This is a genomic window from Amylibacter sp. IMCC11727 (assembly GCF_029854195.1).
GTDB lineage: Bacteria > Pseudomonadota > Alphaproteobacteria > Rhodobacterales > Rhodobacteraceae > Amylibacter.
In genome coordinates this window covers 599,423-620,566 of sequence record NZ_CP122960.1, presented here as the reverse complement: position 1 = coordinate 620,566, position 21,144 = coordinate 599,423, and the positions used below count along the sequence as shown (strand labels likewise).

The window sequence follows — 21,144 nt, the reverse complement described above, 5'->3', positions numbered from 1 at the left end:
TCCCTAGGCGGCCTGCGGGATGCGATACACATTACCATACCCATAAATGCTGGCAGATTGAGGAATACGCACGTTTGAACGGTGCAAGGCATACCCCTGCCCATCCATGACTTGGCGCACCATATGGCCAACCATCTGGCGAAACTTCAAACAAGTGACCAGATCTGGAAATGCCTTTTTCAGATGCGGTGACAATCCTTCGACGGCAGGCCGACGCAAAACACTGGCGGTTTCAAGCACAATCAGGATGTCTGGTTGATGGAGCCATTCCCATACCGCTGCCCCCTTGAAATGAAGATAAGCGGCGGAAAAACGGTCGGGGCGATAGTGTTGCATCTGAGCGTCCTTTTCAGGTTTGGGGGTGCGCGTTTAACGCCACCATAGCGCCCAAGAGTTTCCAATCCCTTAACCCAGACGCGTTGTGAAAGACGCGTTATCCACGACGCGTCGCCCAACACGCGTCGTCTATGACGCGTCATGGTTAACTTTTTGTTCATAAAGTCAGACCTTGCGGCAACGAGACACCCGACACGCACCTCCCTATGGTGAACGCGCCCGTTCCATTGTACGCTGTAAGGAAAAAGGACATCTCATGCCCATCGTAAACCGTATCGCCGACCTTGCCCCTGAAATGAAACAGTGGCGTCACCACCTCCACAGCATTCCAGAGCTGGGCTTTGACCTGCACAAAACCTCTGCCTTTGTCGAAGAAAAACTCCGCGCATTTGGCGTAGATGAATTGCACACAGGAATCGCGCAAACGGGCATGGTCGCCATTATCAACGGTCAATCAGATGGCCCCACAATTGGCCTGCGCGCTGATATGGATGCTCTGCCGATCACAGAAAACAGCACTGCGGACCATGCGTCTACGCACACAGGCAAAATGCACGCCTGCGGCCATGACGGACACACCACAATGCTGCTCGGTGCTGCAAAATATCTGGTTGAAACACGCAACTTTTCTGGCCGCGTGGCCCTGATTTTTCAACCCGCCGAGGAAGGCGGCGGTGGCGGTCAGGTTATGTGCGCCGAAGGCATGATGGATCGCTTCAACATCAGCCAAGTGTTCGGCATCCACAACATGCCAGGCACGGACGAAGGCACGTTTCACACCACAAACGGCCCTCTTTTGGCCGCCGCGGATACATTCTATGTCAACATAAACGGCTCTGGTGGGCATGGGGCGCAACCTGAAAACACCCGCGATCCATTGGTCGCAGGCACCGCGATTGTTCAGGGCTTTCAAACCATTTCTTCGCGCAATCTGGGCGGGTTGGACACAGCAGTTATTTCCGTAGGCGAATTCACGTCAGGCACGGCCAATAACATCGTGCCCGACTCCGCATATATCTCTGGCACGGTGCGCACTTTTGACAAAGCTGTTCAAGCCACCATCGCCAAACGCATGACCGCAATCTGCGAAGGTGTTGCCACCAGCTATGATGTGGATGTGGCTCTGGAATACGAATACGGCTACCCACCCACAGTGAACGATGCAGCAAAAGCAGATCTTGCCGCAAATGTTGCACGCACTGTGGTCGGGGACACCAACGTCGACGCAAACACCAACCCCATCTTCCCCGCCGAAGACTTCGCCTACATGCTCGAAGAACGCCCTGGCGCTTACCTGTTCCTTGGCCAAGGCGACGGCGCTCCTGTCCACCATCCAGACTACGATTTCAACGACGAAATCGCTCCTATTGGCGCGAGCTTTTTCGCGAAATTGGTCGAAACAGTTCAGCCTCGGTAGGTGGGAGAGATTGAGTTGATCGATTCTACACTACTGCTTGAGGGAACTCATCATACGTCCTGCCATGAAGTATGCGGCCGTTTCTTTTCTTCTGCGGCCCTCCCCATTGTTTAAAGTGAAAGGCGAGATCAGATTTTCGACTTGCTCTATATAGTTCCTCGACCCAATTTTTACTCATTGGACGTGAATTTGGACCACTCTCTCCCCCCACAATCGCCCAATCAATTCCTTTCAAATCAGGTTCCCCAACGCTTTCAATCAATGGTTCAAAAGAAATAAATCTGACAAAAGAATTTGCTTTTCTCAGGTTTTCAATTCTTTTTAGTTGGGTCTTGCTTTCTATGCTGACACCTAGCCAAACATTTTTAAGCAAAGGGAGTTCTTTCGTTACATCGCGAAGTCTTTCGTCTCTCTTTGTTAGAACCTGAAACGTGTGTTGTGGTAAATCAGACATAACTTTCCAAACACTCGAGATTTCAGAAATCGTTAACTTTTCGTGGAAGAGATCAGACATCGAGTTCACAAAAACCATTCTAGGTGCTTTCCAAGAATATGGTATGTGTAGTGAACTTTGGTCTAATCTGATTTCGCCCGTCCACTTATGTTTTCCACCAGTCTTTCTTGTCAAACCCGCATACTTTTCTACACCCATCGCTTCCAAACGAGCCGCCATTCTCATGGCATAGCAATTTGTGCATCCTTCTGTCAGAATCGAACATCCTGCAGTTGGGTTCCAAGTAACATCAGTCCACTCAATTCCACTTGTAGTCATCGATTGCTCCACTTTTTAATAACATGCCCAGCGATCCGCTTCGCAGCATCTTGAGCTGGTTTGCTATCGTTTGAAACAGCAAAACAGAGTGAAAACATATGTCCGTTTTTGCTGTTCTTCAATTGCAAGCATTCGGGATGAACGTAAGAAAAAATCGTTCGAAGTCGCTCTATGTAAAATTGTTCCACCGCGCTCGCACCAGCACTTCTTGAATGATTGCGATTGCCAAAAAGATCGGGATAAGTTTCCTCTTCATAGAAGTGACTTAACCAATCTTCAGTTCCTAATGCACGGTTTAATCGAGCACGTTTATAGTTTTCAATCTCACTTGGTTTTTTGGAGAGTTGACGGTTGATACCACCTGATGGAGCGAGGTACCAAACATCAGCAACTTTGCTCTCAGCAATTCTCTCAAGCGTTTGCCAGTCCACTTCGCAACCATACGGGTCTATGAAAATCAATGCTCTTTGTCTTGGCCCCAAACCACCACAAATTTCTATTAAAGCTTCATTAGCGTCAGCTTGATGAATATCTACGCGATGTTCCTCGCTTTTTTCTAAATTGTTTTTCAGTTCGCGAGCAAATTCAGGCTTAAGTTCAATGAGATGAATCTTGTCAAACTTTGGCGAAATTTCCAAAGCAATTTGTGCTGATCCTTTACGCAAAGTCTCCTTTTCTTCTGGCGTATCAAAGAAGTCGTCGTTCTCTACATTTGGTTGCGCGTTATGTTGATATTTTCCCGTTCCAGAGAAAGCATCGATGTAGATGTAAGAATCAATAAAACCACGCGCTTTAATAGACTCCATCACCTTCACCCAAGCTTCAGCATATCCTTTCACACAATTTAGTTTCTGTTCGGTCCAGCTGCCTCCCAAATTATGAATAGTCAAAATAATACTCCTTTCAAAACACTCTTCCTATGGTTGCTTTGGGTTGCAGAAAAATCAACCCACCCTCTCTCCCAAATGCAATGCATTAACCTCTTTCATTAACCTTTGCTCCGTCGTTCAGGTGCGGGGTAGTTTGCTTTTTTCTAAAACATGGCTAACGCGCCAAACCATCCTCCACCGAACGCACCCCAAAATCCGCACCACCCCCGATCAGATCGGGGGCCGCTCCCCACCAACTCCGCCCTCCAAAAACCACAAAAGCCCGACCATCTGGCCGGGCTTTCGCAATGCTTAAACCGTCAGATCAGGCTTAGGTCGGTTGTTCCGTACCGTCGCCACCCTCACCGAAACCGGCGGACATGTCTTCGCCCATGACGCCATCATCAGATGGGGCAAAGCCTTCCATGTTGTCGTCGCCCACAGGGCCGAGCAGTGCTGCTGCTTCTTCCGCAGCGGCTTTTGCTTCTTCGATCACAACATTGTCCCGATCAGACGCGATCTTCTTGATCTGATGGGTTGCCCCGCCCGTACCCGCTGGGATCAAACGCCCAACGATCACGTTCTCTTTCAGACCAATCAGCTTGTCGCGCTTACCCTGAACAGAGGCTTCCGTCAGAACACGTGTGGTTTCTTGGAACGACGCCGCAGAGATAAACGAACGTGTTTGCAAAGACGCCTTGGTGATACCTAACAGGATTGGGCCACCCTTGGCTGGCTCCAGACCTTTGGCCTCGGCTTTTGCGTTCACTTCATCGAACTCGGCTTTGTCCACCTGCTCACCCTTCAACAGGGTTGTGCCACCAGAATGGGTGATTTCCCATTTTTGCAGCATCTGACGCACGATCACTTCGATATGCTTATCGTTGATCTTAACGCCTTGCAGACGGTACACGTCCTGAACCTCGTCCACCATGTAATCGGCCAACGCTTCAACACCCATAATGTTCAGGATGTCATGCGGCGCTGGGTTGCCGTCCATGATGTACTCGCCTTTTTGGATGAAATCACCTTCCTGAACAGGAATGTGTTTCCCCTTCGGAACCATGTATTCCACTGGCTCCATGGACTCATCAGCTGGCTCAATGGAAATGCGACGCTTGTTCTTATAGTCGCGGCCAAAGCGCACGTAACCATCAATTTCGGCGATGATCGCGTGGTCTTTCGGACGACGTGCTTCGAACAATTCCGCAACCCGTGGCAGACCACCTGTAATGTCTTTGGTCTTCGCGCCCTCACGTGGGATACGTGCAACAACGTCACCCGCTTTCACGTCTTGGCCGTCTTCAACCGACAAAATAGCGTCCACAGACATGGCATAGGACACTGGGTTCCCTGCGTCATTGCGCACAGGATCACCATTTTCGTCCATCACAATGATCTCAGGCTTCAAATCGCTGCCTTTTGGCGCAGAACGCCAGTCGGTCACGATCTTCTGGCTGATACCAGTTGCGTCATCTGTTTCATCACGCACCGAAATGCCTGGAACCAGGTCCACAAACTTCGCCGCACCGTCTTTTTCAGCGATGATCGGCAATGTGTACGGATCCCATTCAAACAGCTTGTCGCCACGGGACACTTTCGCGCCATCCTTAACCATGATCTTCGAACCATAGGACAGTTTGTGCGACGCACGCTCCACCCCATTTTCGTCGATCAACGCCAACTCGGTGGACCGGCCCATGATAACCATTTCACCATCGCGGTTTTTCAGAATGTTTGCATTGCGCAACTCAATCTTGCCGTCCGCGCTGGCCTCTTGGAAAGACTGCTGACCACCTTGCGCAATACCACCAATGTGGAATGTCCGCATTGTCAGCTGTGTGCCTGGCTCACCAATGGACTGCGCCGCGATGATGCCCACGGCCTCGCCTGGGTTCACTTGCGTGCCCCGTGCCAGATCGCGGCCATAACAGGTCGCACAGATGCCGTCTTCGGCTTCACATGTCAGCGGTGAACGGATCGACAACGTGGCAACGCCAGAGTTTTCGATCAGATCAGCCATACGCTCGTCGATCAACTCACCACGAGGGCAAATCACTTCGTCCGTGGCTGGGTTGATCACGTCTTCATTAGTGACGCGGCCCAAAATACGCTCGGACAAGGATGCAACAACTTCACCGTCATTGACGGCTGCAGATGCTGTGATGCCCTGCTCTGTGCCACAATCGATCATGCGCACGATACAATCTTGCGCAACGTCAACCAAACGACGAGTCAGATAACCAGAGTTCGCAGTCTTCAAAGCCGTATCGGCCAAGCCCTTACGCGCACCGTGAGTGGAGTTAAAGTACTCCAAAACGGTCAGACCTTCTTTAAAGTTAGAGATAATCGGCGTTTCGATGATCTCGCCGTTCGGCTTGGCCATCAGACCACGCATACCGCCCAACTGCTTCATCTGTGCAGGGGAACCACGCGCACCAGAGTGTGCCATCATGTAAACAGAGTTTGGCTCTTCTTCCGCACCCGCGTCTGTGACTTTCATGGCCGAAATTTCGCCCATCATCGCATCCGCAACTGCGTCAGAACACTTGGACCAGCTGTCGACAACTTTGTTGTACTTCTCGCCCTGAGTGATCAGACCGTCGAGGTACTGTTGTTCGAACTCTTTCACTTGGTCACGTGTGTCATTCACGATGTGCCATTTGCTGTCTGGGATAACCATGTCGTCCTTACCGAACGAAATCCCTGCCTTAAACGCTTCTTTAAAGCCCAAAGACATGATCTGGTCACAGAAGATAACAGACTCTTTTTGCCCACAGTAGCGGTACACGGTGTCAATGACCTCGCCCACTTCCTTCTTACGCAGCAAACGGTTGACGATATCAAACGGCGCTTTTGCGTTCAAAGGCAGCATAGAGCCAAGACGCACACGACCAGGTGTGGTTTCAAACCGCACAAAGATCGAATTGCCCTCTTCGTCAATCTGCTCCATGCGGCAGTTGATCTTGGAATGCAGGTGTACCAGCCCAGCGTCCAGCGCATGGTTCACTTCTTGCGGGTTAGCAAAGGTCATACCCTGACCTTTCATGCCTTCACGCTCCATAGTGATGTAGTACAGACCCAAAATCATATCCTGTGAAGGAACGATAATCGGCTTACCGTTGGCAGGAGACAAAACGTTATTCGTGGACATCATCAGAACACGCGCTTCCAACTGAGCCTCAAGGCTCAAGGGAACGTGAACCGCCATTTGGTCACCGTCAAAGTCGGCGTTAAACGCGGAACACACCAGCGGGTGCAGCTGAATGGCTTTGCCTTCGATCAGCGTGGGTTCGAACGCTTGGATACCCAAACGGTGAAGCGTCGGCGCACGGTTCAAAAGAACCGGATGCTCACGGATCACTTCGTCAAGGATGTCCCAAACTTCTGGGCGTTCCTTTTCCACGATTTTTTTGGCTTGCTTCACAGTGGATGACAGGCCTTTGGCCTCCAAACGGCTGTAAATAAACGGCTTAAACAGCTCGAGCGCCATCTTCTTGGGCAAACCACATTGATGCAGCTTCAATTCTGGACCCGTCACAATCACCGAACGACCAGAAAAGTCGACCCGTTTACCCAAAAGGTTCTGACGGAAGCGACCTTGCTTACCCTTCAGCATGTCAGACAAGGATTTCAGCGGGCGTTTGTTCGCCCCTGTAATCACACGGCCACGGCGGCCGTTGTCAAACAACGCATCCACAGATTCTTGCAGCATCCGTTTTTCGTTACGCACGATGATATCAGGCGCACGCAGTTCGATCAGACGCTTCAAACGGTTGTTCCGGTTGATCACACGACGATACAGATCGTTCAGATCAGACGTCGCAAAACGACCACCATCCAGCGGCACCAAGGGGCGCAATTCTGGTGGGATCACAGGGATCACTGTCAGGATCATCCACTCTGGACGGTTGCCAGATTCAAGGAAGCTCTCAACAACTTTCAAACGCTTGATGATCTTCTTTGGCTTCAACTCACCAGTGGCTTCGGCCAGATCAGCACGCAGCTGATCCGCTTCTGCTTCCAGATCAATGTTGGACAACATCTCACGGATGGCTTCCGCACCGATACCCGCGTTGAACGCATCTTCGCCATAGACGTCTTGCGCGTCCATGTACTCTTCTTCGTTCATCATCTGACCATAGTTCAGGTCCGTCAGACCCGGCTCGATCACCACATACTGTTCAAAATACAGCACACGCTCCAGCTCGCGCAGGGTCATGTCCAGCATCAGGCCGATACGGGAAGGCAGGGATTTCAGGAACCAGATGTGCGCCACAGGTGCAGCCAGTTCGATGTGGCCCATACGCTCACGGCGTACTTTTTGCAGCGTAACTTCAACACCACATTTTTCACAGGTCACACCGCGGTACTTCATCCGCTTATATTTACCGCACAGACATTCGTAGTCTTTGATCGGGCCAAAGATACGCGCACAGAACAGGCCGTCGCGCTCTGGCTTGAACGTACGATAGTTGATGGTCTCTGGCTTTTTGATTTCGCCGAAAGACCAAGACAAAATCCGCTCTGGCGACGCGAGCGAGATTTTAATCTCGTCAAACGTACGTGGGGCCTGGACCGGATTAAACGGGTTGTTCGTGATTTCTTGGTTCATTTTTTGATCCTAATCTCGATTTCCAAAAGGAGTAAGGCGCGAACGCCTTACTCTGTTTCCGCGTCCAGCAGCTCGACATTCAGGCCGAGCGAGCGGATTTCTTTCACAAGAACGTTGAACGATTCTGGAACACCAGCTTCGAAGTTGTCCTCGCCTTTCACGATGGCTTCATAGACCTTGGTGCGGCCTGCAACGTCATCCGATTTCACCGTCAGCATTTCCTGCAAGGTGTAAGCGGCGCCGTAGGCTTCCAATGCCCAAACTTCCATCTCACCAAAACGCTGACCACCGAACTGTGCCTTACCACCCAGCGGTTGCTGTGTGACCAAGGAGTATGGACCAGTGGAACGCGCGTGGATTTTGTCATCCACAAGGTGATGCAGTTTCAGCAGGTATTTGACACCAACCGTAACAGGGCGTGCGAACTGCTCGCCTGTGCGGCCGTCAAACACGATGGACTGACCAGAGGTTTCGAACCCAGCGCGTGTCAACGCGTCGTTCACATCTGCTTCTTTCGCACCGTCAAAAACAGGCGTCGCGATTGGAACACCCCCCGTGACGTTGCCAGCAGCTTCAAGGAACTGTTCGTCGTTCATGTCTGCCACAACTTCGTTGTACAGATCTTCGCCGTAAGCCACTTTCATGGCATCCTTCACAGGGGTCATATCCCCTGTACGACGATAATCACGCAGACTTTCGGAAATGGTCTGGCCCAAGCCGCGCGCGGCCCAACCCATGTGTGTTTCCAAAATCTGACCAACGTTCATCCGTGACGGAACACCAAGCGGGTTCAGACAGAAATCAACGGGCGTACCATCGGCCAAGAACGGCATGTCTTCCACAGGAACAACGCGGGAAATAACACCTTTGTTGCCGTGACGACCGGCCATTTTGTCACCTGGTTGCAGCTTACGCTTCACCGCGATGAACACTTTAACCATCTTCATCACACCTGGGGGCAGATCGTCGCCGCGGCGAACCTTCTCTACCTTGTCCTCAAAGCGGGCTTCCAGCGCCTTTTTCTGCACTTCGTACTGTGCGTTCAAGGCTTCGACTTCTGCCGCTTCCTTGTCATCGCCCAGTGCCAATTGCCACCACTGTCCACGGGACAATGCTTCCAGCAGATCAGCATCAATGGTCGAACCAGCTTTAACGCCTTTTGGACCTTTGACCGCTGGCTTGCCTTCCAGCAAGGACCGCAGACGCGCATAGATGTTCCGATCAAGGATCGCCATCTCATCGTCACGGTCACGGCTCAAACGCTCGACTTCTTCGCGTTCGATTTGCAGCGCACGTTCGTCTTTTTCAACGCCGTGGCGGTTGAACACGCGAACTTCAACAACAGTCCCGTAATCCCCTGGTGGCAAACGCAAGGACGTGTCACGCACATCAGATGCTTTCTCACCAAAGATGGCGCGCAGCAGCTTTTCTTCTGGCGTCATCGGGCTTTCGCCTTTTGGCGTGATTTTACCAACAAGGATATCCGCAGGGCCAACTTCCGCACCGATGTAAACGATACCAGCCTCATCAAGGTTGCGCAGCGCTTCTTCACCAACGTTTGGAATGTCGCGTGTGATTTCCTCTGGACCCAGTTTCGTATCACGGGCCGCCACTTCGAATTCTTCGATGTGGACAGATGTGAACACGTCTTCTTTCACGATCCGTTCGGAAATCAGGATGGAGTCCTCATAGTTGTAGCCATTCCAAGGCATAAACGCGACGAGGATGTTCTTACCAAGCGCCAATTCACCCAAATCGGTAGACGGGCCATCGGCAACAACTTCGCCTTTGGACACGGTGTCACCAACCTTCACCAATGGGCGCTGGTTGATACATGTGTTCTGGTTAGAGCGTTGGAATTTACGCAGGCGATAGATGTCTACACCTGGATCACCAGGTTCCAGATCAGCTGTCGCACGCACAACAATACGCATCGCGTCAACTTGGTCGATGATACCTGCGCGGCGCGCAGTGATCGCAGCACCGGAATCCCGTGCCACAACTTCTTCGATCCCTGTACCAACGTATGGGGCTTCTGCCCGCAACAATGGAACAGCCTGACGTTGCATGTTTGACCCCATCAATGCGCGGTTGGCGTCATCGTTTTCAAGGAATGGGATCAAAGACGCCGCAACAGACACCAGCTGTTTTGGGGAAACGTCGATGTAATCGATGTTGTCTGGCGAAGTCAGCATATATTCGCCCGCCTGACGCGAAGACGCCAGATCGTTTACGAATTTGTTGTCTTCATCCAATTGCGCGTTGGCCTGCGCTACAGTGTAACGCATTTCTTCGGTCGCAGACATGTATTGCACTTCGTCTGTAACCTTGCCGTTTTCAACGCGGCGGTATGGTGTTTCGATGAAACCGTATTTGTTCACACGCGCAAAAGACGCGAGCGAGTTGATCAGACCAATGTTTGGCCCTTCCGGTGTTTCAATCGGACACATCCGACCATAGTGCGTTGGATGCACGTCGCGCACCTCAAAGCCAGCACGCTCACGGGTCAAACCCCCAGGCCCAAGCGCGGACAAGCGGCGCTTGTGCGTGACTTCGGACAATGGGTTGGTTTGGTCCATAAACTGGGACAACTGGGATGAGCCAAAGAACTCACGCACCGCAGCCGCAGCTGGTTTCGCGTTGATCAGGTCTTGCGGCATGATCGTGTCGATTTCAACGGATGACATCCGCTCTTTGATCGCACGTTCCATGCGCAGCAAGCCAACACGGTACTGGTTTTCCATCAACTCACCAACGGAGCGCACACGGCGGTTCCCAAGGTGGTCAATATCGTCCACGTCGCCTTTGCCGTCACGCAGATCAACCAATGCTTTTACAACAGCAATGATGTCTTCTTTGCGCAATGTGCGCTGCGTGTCTTCGGCATCCAACTGCAAACGCATGTTCATTTTCACACGGCCAACCGCGGACAGATCATAACGCTCTGCATCAAAGAACAGTGTATCAAACAACGCAGATGCGGCTTCAACGGTGGGTGGCTCGCCTGGGCGCATCACACGGTAGATATCCATCAACGCTGTGTCACGACCCGCGTTTTTGTCCACTGCCATCGTTGTACGGATGTAAGGGCCAACATTTACGTTGTCGATGTCGAGCGTTGGGATGTCAGTGACACCATTTTCCACCAACAACGGAATTGTACCGCCGTTGATTTCGCCGTCTTTGTCGTATTCGATCGTCAGCTCATCACCCGCTTCGACCCAGATCTCGCCTGTTTCTTCGTTGATGATGTCTTTCGCAGAAAAACGACCTGCAAGCGCTTCGAATGGAACCAAAATCTCGGTGACTTTGCCATCATCCTTCAGCTTTTTCACTGTGCGTGGCGTAACCTTTTTGCCCGCTTCTGCGATCACTTCACCAGATTTGGCGTCAATCACATCAGCAGCAGGTTTCGTGCCACGAATACGATCTGGGAAGAATTTGGTCGCCCAACCGTTCTTCTTCTTGATCATACGGTAGTTCACGGTGTCGTAATACGCGTCACAAATGCCTTCTTGGTCCAGACCAAGGGCATACAACAACGTTGTCACTGGCAATTTACGACGACGGTCGATCCGCGCGTAAACCACATCTTTGGCGTCAAATTCGAAATCCAACCATGACCCACGGTATGGGATGATGCGGGATGCGAACAACAACTTACCAGACGAATGGGTTTTGCCTTTGTCGTGGTCAAAGAACACACCAGGGGAGCTGTGCATCTGGGAAACGATCACACGCTCGGTGCCGTTCACAACGAATGTACCGTTGTGCGTCATCAAAGGCATATCGCCCATGAACACGTCTTGTTCTTTGATGTCTTTAACAGACTTCGCGCCTGTATCTTCATCCACATCAAACACGATCAAACGCAATGTCACCTTCAGCGGCGCACTGTACGTCATGTCACGCTGTTGACACTCTTCAACGTCGTACTTCGGACGTTCCAGCTCGTATTTTACGAACTCCAGAATGGCAGTTTCATTGAAATCTTTGATCGGGAACACCGATTGGAAAACACCTTGGATGCCTTCACCGTCTGTGTGTTCTGCTTGATCACCGGACCGCAGGAAAAGATCGTAAGAGCTTTTCTGTACTTCGATCAGGTTTGGCATATCCAATACTTCACGGATTTTGCCGAAATACTTACGGATGCGTTTGAAGCCGGAATGGGTCTGAGCCATGCGCGTCGTCACCTTTATTTAATGTCCACCTGTCACAACCGTTGGGCGGCGGTTGTTCGGGCCAACTCACAGACTGGGGGCTCAATTCTTGCAAAAGGACCCAACCTTCCGCACCCGAGCAACCCCGCGTCTTTCAAGAAATCCCACATCAGGGATGCCTAGAAAGAGGCGTTTTCTACTGCTGTCTTGGGCAATCCCCAAAGACGTTTTCGGCTGGACCCACGAAATCGCGGATCCAGCCAGAATTTGAAAACAGGCGAACCGAAGTTCGCGCTGAATTACTTGAGTTCGATCTCAGCGCCAGCTTCTTCGAGCTTTGTCTTGATCTCTTCAGCTTCAGCTTTTGTAGCGCCTTCTTTAACGGCTTTTCCGCCAGCTTCTACGAGGTCTTTAGCTTCTTTGAGGCCCAGGCCGGTGATGGCGCGAACTTCTTTGATGACGTTGATTTTCTTGTCGCCAGCAGATTTCAGAATGACGTCAAATTCGTCTTTCTCTTCTGCAGCACCACCAGCGTCGCCACCAGCTGCGCCAGCAACCATTACAGCGCCACCAGCAGCAGGCTCGATGCCGTACTCGTCTTTCAGGATTGTTTTCAGTTCTTGTGCTTCGAGAAGTGTCAGACCAACGATCTCTTCAGCAAGTTTTTTGATATCAGCCATTTGATATTTCCGTTTCCGTAGTTTTCTGTTGTTCCGGTGTGAAGATGTTTCACATACCGATCATCAATTGCAGTTTTGTTATGCAGCCTCTGCTTTTTCCTCAACGGTCGAAAGTATCGACGCGATGTTCGAAGCAGGCGCGCCAATCGCACCAGCGATGTTAGATGCAGGTGCACCAATGCAACCAACGATAGAAGCAATAAGCTCCTCGCGGGATGGCATTGCCGCAACGGCTTTCACACCGGCAGGGTCCAGAAGGTTTTCCCCCATAGAACCGCCAAGAACCACGAGCTTGTCGTTGTCCTTCGCAAAGGCTTCTGTGGCTTTCGCCGCAGCAACCGGATCTTCGGAGTATGCGAATACGGTCATACCTGACAACAGGTCTTTCACGCCTTCACATGGAGTGCCCTCAAGAGCGATTTTGGCGAGCTTGTTTTTGGCAACACGTACAGAACCACCAACCTCACGCATGCGCGCGCGGTAGTCCTGCATTTCTGCAACTGTAAGACCGACATAGTGAGATACGACCACTACACCAGAGTCCGTGAAGATTTGGCCAAGTTCACTGACCACTGCTTCTTTTTGGGCTCTATCCACAGTTATGCTCCAATTTATGGGGATTGCTCCCCGGCTCGTTTTTACCAGCCTGACCGAAACCAAACTGGCACTTAGGGTCCTTAATTACGGTCCCCTCCCAAACCGCCCGAGGCTTTCACCACATGGCATTTTGTTCAGTTCCCGTCTCAGGCAAGAAATTAAGCGGGTAACCCACACTCACCGTCTTGGACGAACGCAGAAAAAGCGCACGACGAATCGCACGCTTTTGTTGCTAAGGGGTACATAGTCGGGGACGGGGGAATGGGCAAGGGGGTAATGCTACTTGTTCATCGTTTCAAGTGCAATCCTAACCGCTTCAGGAAGCATTTCACCATGGTTGCGTTCATGCCTACTACGGTATACGCCGCGCAAAACCAATGAAGTGAGAAAAACAGACCCGCCACCCAACGCAATGATAAGAGACACTTTCAATTGACCCGTGAGATTCATAAACCACTCTGGCTTCATAACCATACATGAAATGAGGAGCGCAAAGAGCGACACCGAAGTCACCATCGCAAAGGTTGTAACCCAGAAGCGATAATTTCTTATGTCTGCCACCTCTTCCTTGAGGTCACTAACATACTCTTTCAGCTCGTTTTGAAGTTCACGGGCTTGTCCAAACTCTTCAACAAGAAGCTCAAGACTATCAATTCTGTCGCGTAGAGAATTGTCTCTCTCTGTTGAAGCTATTTCACCAGCATTCGCGGCAATTTCACCGATAATTGCCTGAATTCCTGACTTCGTTTTACGTCCGTTGTCTTCTGAGCTCATCGAAGTGCTCCTTAATTGAAGCATCAGTGATTGGAGCGTAATTACCCCACTTTTTACTTGCCTGATCCCAAGGTGTTCCAACCTGATGTGTCATATCAGACAAGCGATAAGCATGTAGTTTTCCATATGAGTCAACGACGCTTCCTAGAATACTATCAATATCGGAAGTTATTTCATCTGAATATGCAAAGCCAGTTTCTGGGTCTCGTGCTCTTTCAGTGATTGCAGTCGCCCCAAAACGTCTAAACGCGTTGTAAACAAGTGGATGCACCGGACCATACTGCCAAGCTTGTGGTTTATCTGACGTCAGTGGTTGGCCGCCAGAGTACGTCAACCACCAGCCATGTGCGATATACACAAGTTTTAACAACTGCATCATTGTAAGTCGAATATTTCGTTGTTCAGCAATATCCAAGATTCTGTTTGCAATTACACGTGAATCAAATGGTCCCATTAACTCAAACCGCGTAATAAGTCTGTATATCTCAGCAAAGTTAGTGACCGATTTTTCTTCACGTAAGCACTCAAAGAAGTCTCATGTGATATTAAGATCATTTTCTCTCCAGTTTCTGAATGCTTCTATAGGTAGCATATCTATGCCACCATATGTGGATAAAATTCAAATTAGACAAGGGTGTAGCATTTTATGGCTTTTTTATCATCAGCTCAGAATCTTAAAAATCGCTAAACCTTCTGACAATACCTTTAGATTCCTTACAAAAAACGGCCCCGAAGTTCCCTCCGAGGCCGCCCTAATTCTCTAACGCTGTTAAAGCTTACTGCTCCAGCGCGCCCGCTACATCGACAGTCACGCCTGGGCCCATAGTGGAGCTCAGTGCGATCTTTTTCATGTAAGCGCCTTTGGAGCCTGATGGCTTGGCTTTTTGAACCGCGTCGATCAACGCTTTCACGTTCTCGGCCAGTTGGGCTTCCGTAAAGGAGGCTTTGCCAACACCGGCGTGAACCACACCAGCTTTTTCCACTTTGAACTGCACTTCACCACCTTTGGCGGCTTCAACAGCGGCTTTAACGTCCATGGTCACTGTACCAACTTTTGGGTTTGGCATCAGGTTACGTGGGCCAAGCACTTTACCCAGACGGCCAACGATTGGCATCATGTCTGGTGTGGCGATGCAGCGATCAAATTCGATCTTGCCGCCTTGTACTGTTTCCATCAGGTCCTCTGCGCCCACGATGTCTGCACCAGCAGCCTGCGCTTCTTCGGCCTTTGGGCCACGAGCAAACACAGCAACGCGAACAGATTTACCTGTGCCATTTGGCAGGGTCACAACACCACGAACCATCTGGTCTGCGTGACGTGGATCAACACCCAGGTTCAGCGCGATTTCAACTGTTTCGTCAAACTTCGCTGTCGCGTTGGCCTTAACCAGTGCAACCGCATCCGCGATAGAAACGTTTTCTTTGCCAGCAAACGCTTCGCGTGCGGCAGTTGTTCTTTTACCAAACTTAGCCATTACTTCACCTCGATGCCCATAGAACGGGCAGAACCCAGAATGATCAACATAGCAGCGTCGATATCGTTGGCGTTCAGATCTTTCATCTTCGCTTCAGCGATTTCTTTCACTTGCTTGGTTGTCACGGAACCCACGATTTCACGACCTGGCAAATTCGCGCCAGATTTCAGCTTCGCAGCTTTCTTCAACATGTAGGACGCAGGTGGCGTCTTGATGTCCATGGTGAAGGATTTGTCCACGTAATACGTGATGATCGTTGGACACGGCGCACCTGGATCAAGCTCCTGCGTCTTGGCGTTGAACGCCTTACAGAATTCCATGATGTTGATACCGCGTTGACCCAACGCTGGGCCCACTGGGGGGGAGGGGTTGGCTTGACCTGCAGGAACCTGCAGTTTCATAGTGCCAGCGACTTTTTTAGCCATCAGCTTTTCCTTTCCAATGCTCAGGCGCGCGTGCCCAAGCGGGTTTATGGTGTGGTTCGGTTCCGATCACGCGTGACCGTCGCCTCCCACAATGGATGCCGCCCCGACGGACTCGTGGCGACAGAAGGGGCGTATAGGGGGGAATTGGGTAGTTGGCAAGGGGGGGCGCTATGATGACCATTTGAAAAGCCCATCCAAAATCAAATTCAAACACGGCCATTCACTCCCCGCATTTCAACCAAACAATTTGAATTGTTATTGCGCTCTTATTCCCAAGTATTCTTGAACGTATGGAACTTGAAGAATGCCAACTAAAACAAGAACAATTGTAAGCCAGAAAATGCGGTTGTTGTGTTTCTTGTTGTCTAAGTGATGACGGTTCTCTACCTCATATTCAGCTATGGTTACAACTGCTCTGCCTGTTGCGACATAATTGTTATCTACGATTTTTACATCATCAGTTGCTGTTAGAGAATCCAAATCAATTAAGAGATTCGCTCGGTACTCATCCTTCTTGGGGTGAGAGTAAATACGATTGCCATACATTTCTGCCAAAATGGTTACCACGGAATCGCCATGTTCATTTCCAATGCGATAACTATTATTTTTGGCATGGTATTCAATTCGCCGATTGACCAACCACTTTAACAGATCGACACGCGATGAACGAACAGGAGTTAGGGAGTTATAAATTGCCTGATACAGTTCGTTTTTTTGACGTTCAAATAAGGCAGGCAAAACGCCTGATGGAAAAGAAAGCTATGTGCAGAACTATATCTAAATTCGTGGCCTTTTAGATAATGCCTTATTTCTAAATTGGCGTTCTCAGTCTCACCCCAATCAACTATCAGTTTTTTTGAATAACTACCTCTTGATGGCCCATCTGCATTCTCAATCCATTGTTTACAGGCGATACCCCGTTTCCCTGACTTCTTAACCAAAAGATCTGGGTGACTGCGATCTTTGCGAACAAGACTTATACTGTAATAATCTTGCTTCAAAACTTCGGCGCCAGAAAATGGAATCATTCTCGGCGATGGCTTTTTCGAAGATTTTTTTAAAGCACATTTTAACAACATTGGACCGCCTTAAATTTACGACTTATATCATTGATAGGTAACGAACTTAATTTGCACATGACTGGCTAAGCCGCAATGTAAGGTATTCAATCTACTAACGCGGAAATGTCATTACTTTCCCCCTCACAACAACTTCGGAAACTCCCGCCCCTCCAACACATCCCCATGCTTCAACGCCACATCAGGAAACGGCGGCGATGTCACAACCCCCTCCCGCCGTGCAAACGTCGCATCATCCCCGACCAGCCTTAACGAAAACGCCCGCCGCTGCGCGCTTGCCGATGTATTCGCAGGCGCCCCATGCACTGTGCGATAATCAAACGCCAGCGCATCCCCGGGGCCCAGCGCCCAACCGAGGATATCGTAATCACCGCGGTTTCCATCAATGTCGGGCAATTCCTCCAACCCATCATCCTCATTCAAAGGCGTGCCATCAAACCGTTGAGGCCGATAAAACTTGCCCCACTCATGCGATCCCGCCACAAATTCCAGCGTCCGATCCCTTGGAATATCATCGAGCGGAATCCACAGGCTTACCGTCTGGCTCGCGTCCAAACAGTAATACGGCAAGTCCTGATGCCACGGCGTTGGCGTGCCAGATTTCGGCGTCTTCACCAGCACATGTTCATGGAACAACCGCGCCCCCTTGCTGCCCATCAATTCGGTCCCAATGGCAGCCGCAGGCGAGTTAAAGATAAAATCGCGGTACTGATCAATCCGATCCCAGTTGCAGTAATCCACGAAAAACCGCCCTCCGCCTTCGGTCTCGTAATTTCGCGCATTGGGGGCAGGGTCCGCCATGTTCGCCGCAACCCCATCGCGCAGGACATCCACCCAATCGGCGAACACGCCCTTTAACAGCGTTGCCCCCTGCGTCTGAAATTCCGCAACAGTCTCATCCGACACATATTTCCCCATCACACTCTCCTTTTTATCCGTAAACCAACCTACATGGCCGCCTTTGTGCGCCCCAAAACACTGGCAAGCGAAATGCCCGAAATAATATGCCACATGCCCCAAAACGCGGCGACAACAGCCATGCCGCCCAGCCCGTCGAAAAACCCGAAAATCAGGATCAGCCCAAGGCCCGAGTTTTGAATGCCCGTTTCAATGGTGATCGCGCGGCGATCAAAATCAGACACCCCCACAACAGACGCCAATCCATACCCTGCCGCCAGCGCCAAACCGTTGTGCAAAAACACCAACACCGCCACCATGGACGCATATTGCAAAAACAACGCCCAGTTTGCTGCCAACGCCAGCACCACAAACGCAATGAATATCAACATCGAAAGGTTCTGCATGGGGCGGCGCAATCGGGCCGCCAGCGCGGGGCGCGCAACATTCGCATAAATCCCCAATATCAGCGGCAGCACCAACATAAACCCAACCGTGATCGCCACTGACACGGGATCAATCTCGGTCGCGCGTAAAATCCGCCGTGTTGGTTCATACAGATTACCCCAAAAGGCCACATTGGCAGGCGTCAGCAGAATGGCAAACACCGTGGCAAAGGCGGTCATCGTCACCGACAGCGCCGAATTCCCCCCCGCCCGCTGGGTGATAAAATTGGAAATATTCCCCCCCGGACAGGCCGCCACCAACATCAGGCCCAGCGCCACAGACGGCTGCGGCTGCATCACCACCACAAAACAAAACGTCAAAGCTGGCAGCGCAATAAACTGCGAAAACAGTCCCGTCAAAACTGGTTTCGGGGCGCGGGCCAAGCGCGCAAAATCACTGGGCCGCAATTCAAGCGCGATGGAAAACATAACCACAGCAAGAACCAAATTCAGAACGGTCAAACTGGTTGGTGAAAAATTCAGAACAACAGAATCGATGTCGCCCCCGTCTGCTCCCAACATGATCCCCCCTGTTTCAATCCGAAACGGTCACACCCGTTTAGAAAACCTTGCCACCTTGGAAAACGTGATGCAACGTGTATGTCAGTTCCTTGAGCGCGGTCAGACCCAAGTGCGGTGCCGTATCATTTTTAAATCGCGCATTGCGCACGCCACACGAGAGACTTGTGAACAGCCACGCACCAGACCCGTTAGAAGAGCTGTTACGCGCACGGCTTCGAATCCCTGTGGGATCAAATTTCAAACTCAAAGCACTGCGCAGCTTTATGGGCACAATTGATGGCATCAGCCGCGCCACAACAGGACAGCCCTTCTTTGCCTTGCGCGAAACACGCCAGATGCTTGTGGCGCTCGATGGGCGCACAGGGGATGCTCTTGTGGAAACGCTGCTCACCATGAACGGTGGCACAACGATCACCCCAATTGGCCTTGAAAATGTACCGCCCCAAGGGCCCGTTGTGATCGGTGCAACCCATCCCATCGGCACGTTTGATTTCATCGCCCACGCAGGGGCACTGCGCGCACATCGCTCCGATCTCAAAGTTGTTGCGGGCCGCGAAGCAGAACGTTTCTTGGGCAAAGATCGCATTATCGCCGTGGACCTTGATCGCAAAGACCAGGTGATCACCGCCCGCCAAACCCTAAACGGTATGCGCGCGCATCTGAACGAAGGCGGCGCCCTGTTGGTGTTTGGATCAGGGCGCGTGCCTCGTATGGAAAACGGCCTGTTGATTGAACGGCCATGGCGCAATGGCATCACGCGCATCTCTGATGAATGCGCCGCCCCAATCGTTCCTGCATCCACGGATATGCGCAACTCTTCGCATTATTACCGCACCCGCCGCTTGGCCGCTGTTCTGTCGGGCGGAAATGACGAACTGGGCCGCCGCGTTGCCTCCCTGCGCTACGCATCCGAGATTTTCGCCAAACTCGGCGGCAGTTATGATGTGCATTATGGCCCTGTCCAACCGCACGGCACGGCCCCTGAAATCCTGCAAGATTTGGCAGAAACCTTGGTTCCTGGCCTGTACAGATCTTAGGGCCTGTTACCAAAAGAAAAACCGCAAAAGGCAGGGCCTCTTGCGGTTCAATCTGTCAGCAGCTGATCAAAAACTTAGGTCTGTTTTGCAACCTGCGTGTATTCCAGTTCCACAGGTGTGGCGCGGCCAAAGATGGACACGGTCACTTTCAAACGGGCGTTTTCTTCGTCCACGTCCTCTACCATGCCTGCAAAACCTTCGAACGGGCCGTCTGTCACGTTCACGTTCTCGCCCACTTCGAAGCTGATCAATGTGCGTGGGCGCTCTGCCCCCTCTTCCACTTGGTTCAGGATCGCAGCAACTTCACGGTCACGCATCGGGGAGGGTTTGCCTGGCTGGCCAAGGAAACCCGTCACACGGTTGATGTTGCTCACAAGGTGATAGCCTTTTTCAGACATCTCCATGCGGATCAAAACATACCCTGGCATGAAACGACGCTCTGTCGGAACTTTCTTGCCGCGGCGCACTTCGATCACTTCTTCGGTCGGAACCAGCACTTCTGTGATTTCGTCTTCCAGACCTTCTTGTGCAACCGCCTCGCGGATCGCTTCGGCAATCTTTTTCTCAAAGTTAGAGAGCACAGAAACCGAATACCAACGTAACGCCATCTTGACCGATACCTTCGTGTTGGGCGGACCTTGCCGCCGTAAATTCATTTACAGATACTTATGCACCTGAAATCCCGCCAGATACATTTGCCTTGTCTGATTCTAAAGGCTGATACTGTAAGGGATGGGGCGCAATACCGCGCGAGGGCGGCAAATTCAAGATCAGATTGCCAAAATCATCGTCAGAAAAAACTGCACCAATTGATCCACACCAAAGAAGAACAACGCAAAGATAAACGCCATAACAAACACCATCACGGTCGTGATCAACGTTTCCCGACGCGTCGGCCAAACAATCTTGGATACTTCAGCGCGAACCTGCTGCATAAACTGCAATGGATTGGTGATAGCCATGATCGGCTCCTGTGGTCTATTTCAATGGCCCAGATACGCGTTTGAAGTGGATATGACAAGTACCTGCCATAGCAAAGT

Annotated in this window: 18 protein-coding genes; 2 read left to right on the top strand and 16 right to left on the bottom strand. The window is 51.1% G+C overall.

Annotated features, from left to right (window positions below; all coding sequences use genetic code 11):
* Positions 1-3: 3 nt before the first annotated feature.
* Positions 4-336 carry a hypothetical protein gene (locus tag QBD29_RS03160; protein ID WP_280099871.1) on the bottom strand — a complete coding sequence of 111 codons (333 nt, stop codon included), beginning with the start codon at positions 334-336 and terminating at the stop codon, positions 4-6.
* A 256-nt stretch (positions 337-592) separates the two neighbouring features.
* Between QBD29_RS03160 and QBD29_RS03155 the strand changes: the two genes are divergently transcribed.
* Positions 593-1,753 (top strand): M20 aminoacylase family protein, encoded by a 1,161-nt coding sequence (locus QBD29_RS03155; protein ID WP_280099870.1) that lies wholly within the window; start codon positions 593-595, stop codon positions 1,751-1,753.
* A 25-nt stretch (positions 1,754-1,778) separates the two neighbouring features.
* Here the strand turns inward: QBD29_RS03155 and QBD29_RS03150 are convergent, their stop codons facing one another.
* From QBD29_RS03150 to QBD29_RS03090, 13 genes are all read right to left on the bottom strand, one after another.
* Positions 1,779-2,525, bottom strand: a complete 747-nt coding sequence (locus QBD29_RS03150; RefSeq protein ID WP_280099869.1) for a DUF5131 family protein — start codon at positions 2,523-2,525, stop codon at positions 1,779-1,781.
* Positions 2,522-3,415, bottom strand: a complete 894-nt coding sequence (gene rlmJ / locus QBD29_RS03145) for a 23S rRNA (adenine(2030)-N(6))-methyltransferase RlmJ (RefSeq protein ID WP_280099868.1) — start codon at positions 3,413-3,415, stop codon at positions 2,522-2,524. The genes QBD29_RS03150 and rlmJ overlap by 4 nt, the downstream gene beginning before the upstream one ends.
* A 310-nt stretch (positions 3,416-3,725) precedes the next feature.
* Entirely contained in the window at positions 3,726-8,009 is a 4,284-nt protein-coding gene (gene rpoC / locus QBD29_RS03140) for a DNA-directed RNA polymerase subunit beta' (protein ID WP_280099867.1), read from the bottom strand.
* A gap of 47 nt (positions 8,010-8,056) precedes the next feature.
* Positions 8,057-12,193, bottom strand: a complete 4,137-nt coding sequence (gene rpoB / locus QBD29_RS03135) for a DNA-directed RNA polymerase subunit beta (protein WP_280099866.1) — start codon at positions 12,191-12,193, stop codon at positions 8,057-8,059.
* Between the two features lie 278 nt (positions 12,194-12,471).
* The gene (rplL, locus tag QBD29_RS03130; RefSeq protein WP_280099865.1) at positions 12,472-12,852 is read right to left on the bottom strand and encodes a 50S ribosomal protein L7/L12; all 381 of its coding nucleotides are present in this window, start codon (positions 12,850-12,852) and stop codon (positions 12,472-12,474) included.
* A 78-nt stretch (positions 12,853-12,930) separates the two neighbouring features.
* On the bottom strand, positions 12,931-13,449 hold the full coding sequence (gene rplJ, locus QBD29_RS03125) for a 50S ribosomal protein L10 (RefSeq protein ID WP_280099864.1): 519 nt from the start codon (positions 13,447-13,449) through the stop codon (positions 12,931-12,933).
* Between the two features lie 279 nt (positions 13,450-13,728).
* Entirely contained in the window at positions 13,729-14,223 is a 495-nt protein-coding gene (locus QBD29_RS03120) for a hypothetical protein (protein ID WP_280099863.1), read from the bottom strand.
* Positions 14,198-14,677, bottom strand: coding sequence for a type II toxin-antitoxin system antitoxin SocA domain-containing protein (locus QBD29_RS03115; protein WP_280099862.1), 480 nt, complete (start codon positions 14,675-14,677; stop codon positions 14,198-14,200). The genes QBD29_RS03120 and QBD29_RS03115 overlap by 26 nt, the downstream gene beginning before the upstream one ends.
* Positions 14,678-14,999: 322 nt before the next feature.
* Positions 15,000-15,698: a 50S ribosomal protein L1 gene (gene rplA, locus QBD29_RS03110; RefSeq protein ID WP_280099861.1), complete on the bottom strand. Its 699-nt coding sequence runs from the start codon at positions 15,696-15,698 to the stop codon at positions 15,000-15,002.
* Positions 15,698-16,123, bottom strand: coding sequence for a 50S ribosomal protein L11 (gene rplK / locus QBD29_RS03105; RefSeq protein ID WP_280099860.1), 426 nt, complete (start codon positions 16,121-16,123; stop codon positions 15,698-15,700). The genes rplA and rplK overlap by 1 nt, the downstream gene beginning before the upstream one ends.
* A 255-nt stretch (positions 16,124-16,378) precedes the next feature.
* Positions 16,379-16,861 (bottom strand): hypothetical protein, encoded by a 483-nt coding sequence (locus QBD29_RS03100; protein ID WP_280099859.1) that lies wholly within the window; start codon positions 16,859-16,861, stop codon positions 16,379-16,381.
* 464 nt (positions 16,862-17,325) lie between these two features.
* A complete protein-coding gene (locus tag QBD29_RS03095; protein WP_280099858.1) occupies positions 17,326-18,120 on the bottom strand; it encodes a phytanoyl-CoA dioxygenase family protein in 795 nt (264 codons plus the stop codon).
* Between the two features lie 29 nt (positions 18,121-18,149).
* On the bottom strand, positions 18,150-19,067 hold the full coding sequence (locus QBD29_RS03090; RefSeq protein WP_280099857.1) for a bile acid:sodium symporter family protein: 918 nt from the start codon (positions 19,065-19,067) through the stop codon (positions 18,150-18,152).
* A 164-nt stretch (positions 19,068-19,231) separates the two neighbouring features.
* Here QBD29_RS03090 and QBD29_RS03085 point away from each other — a divergent pair, with 164 nt between their 5' ends.
* Positions 19,232-20,104 (top strand): 1-acyl-sn-glycerol-3-phosphate acyltransferase, encoded by an 873-nt coding sequence (locus QBD29_RS03085; RefSeq protein ID WP_280099856.1) that lies wholly within the window; start codon positions 19,232-19,234, stop codon positions 20,102-20,104.
* A gap of 74 nt (positions 20,105-20,178) precedes the next feature.
* Here the strand turns inward: QBD29_RS03085 and nusG are convergent, their stop codons facing one another.
* Positions 20,179-20,712: a transcription termination/antitermination protein NusG gene (nusG, locus tag QBD29_RS03080; protein WP_280099855.1), complete on the bottom strand. Its 534-nt coding sequence runs from the start codon at positions 20,710-20,712 to the stop codon at positions 20,179-20,181.
* A gap of 162 nt (positions 20,713-20,874) precedes the next feature.
* Positions 20,875-21,066, bottom strand: a complete 192-nt coding sequence (gene secE, locus QBD29_RS03075; protein ID WP_280099854.1) for a preprotein translocase subunit SecE — start codon at positions 21,064-21,066, stop codon at positions 20,875-20,877.
* Between the last annotated feature and the right edge of the window lie 78 nt (positions 21,067-21,144).

Bases quoted from the DNA above. Each gene is read 5' to 3' on its own strand.
- QBD29_RS03160 (WP_280099871.1), bottom strand. From the start codon at position 336: ATGCAACACTATCGCCCCGACCGTTTTTCCGCCGCTTATCTTCATTTC.
- QBD29_RS03155 (WP_280099870.1), top strand. From the start codon at position 593: ATGCCCATCGTAAACCGTATCGCCGACCTTGCCCCTGAAATGAAACAG.
- QBD29_RS03150 (WP_280099869.1), bottom strand. From the start codon at position 2,525: ATGACTACAAGTGGAATTGAGTGGACTGATGTTACTTGGAACCCAACT.
- rpoC (WP_280099867.1), bottom strand. From the start codon at position 8,009: ATGAACCAAGAAATCACGAACAACCCGTTTAATCCGGTCCAGGCCCCA.
- rpoB (WP_280099866.1), bottom strand. From the start codon at position 12,193: ATGGCTCAGACCCATTCCGGCTTCAAACGCATCCGTAAGTATTTCGGC.
- rplL (WP_280099865.1), bottom strand. From the start codon at position 12,852: ATGGCTGATATCAAAAAACTTGCTGAAGAGATCGTTGGTCTGACACTT.
- QBD29_RS03120 (WP_280099863.1), bottom strand. From the start codon at position 14,223: ATGAGCTCAGAAGACAACGGACGTAAAACGAAGTCAGGAATTCAGGCA.
- QBD29_RS03115 (WP_280099862.1), bottom strand. From the start codon at position 14,677: ATGGGACCATTTGATTCACGTGTAATTGCAAACAGAATCTTGGATATT.
- rplA (WP_280099861.1), bottom strand. From the start codon at position 15,698: ATGGCTAAGTTTGGTAAAAGAACAACTGCCGCACGCGAAGCGTTTGCT.
- rplK (WP_280099860.1), bottom strand. From the start codon at position 16,123: ATGGCTAAAAAAGTCGCTGGCACTATGAAACTGCAGGTTCCTGCAGGT.
- QBD29_RS03095 (WP_280099858.1), bottom strand. From the start codon at position 18,120: ATGGGGAAATATGTGTCGGATGAGACTGTTGCGGAATTTCAGACGCAG.
- QBD29_RS03090 (WP_280099857.1), bottom strand. From the start codon at position 19,067: ATGTTGGGAGCAGACGGGGGCGACATCGATTCTGTTGTTCTGAATTTT.
- nusG (WP_280099855.1), bottom strand. From the start codon at position 20,712: ATGGCGTTACGTTGGTATTCGGTTTCTGTGCTCTCTAACTTTGAGAAA.
- secE (WP_280099854.1), bottom strand. From the start codon at position 21,066: ATGGCTATCACCAATCCATTGCAGTTTATGCAGCAGGTTCGCGCTGAA.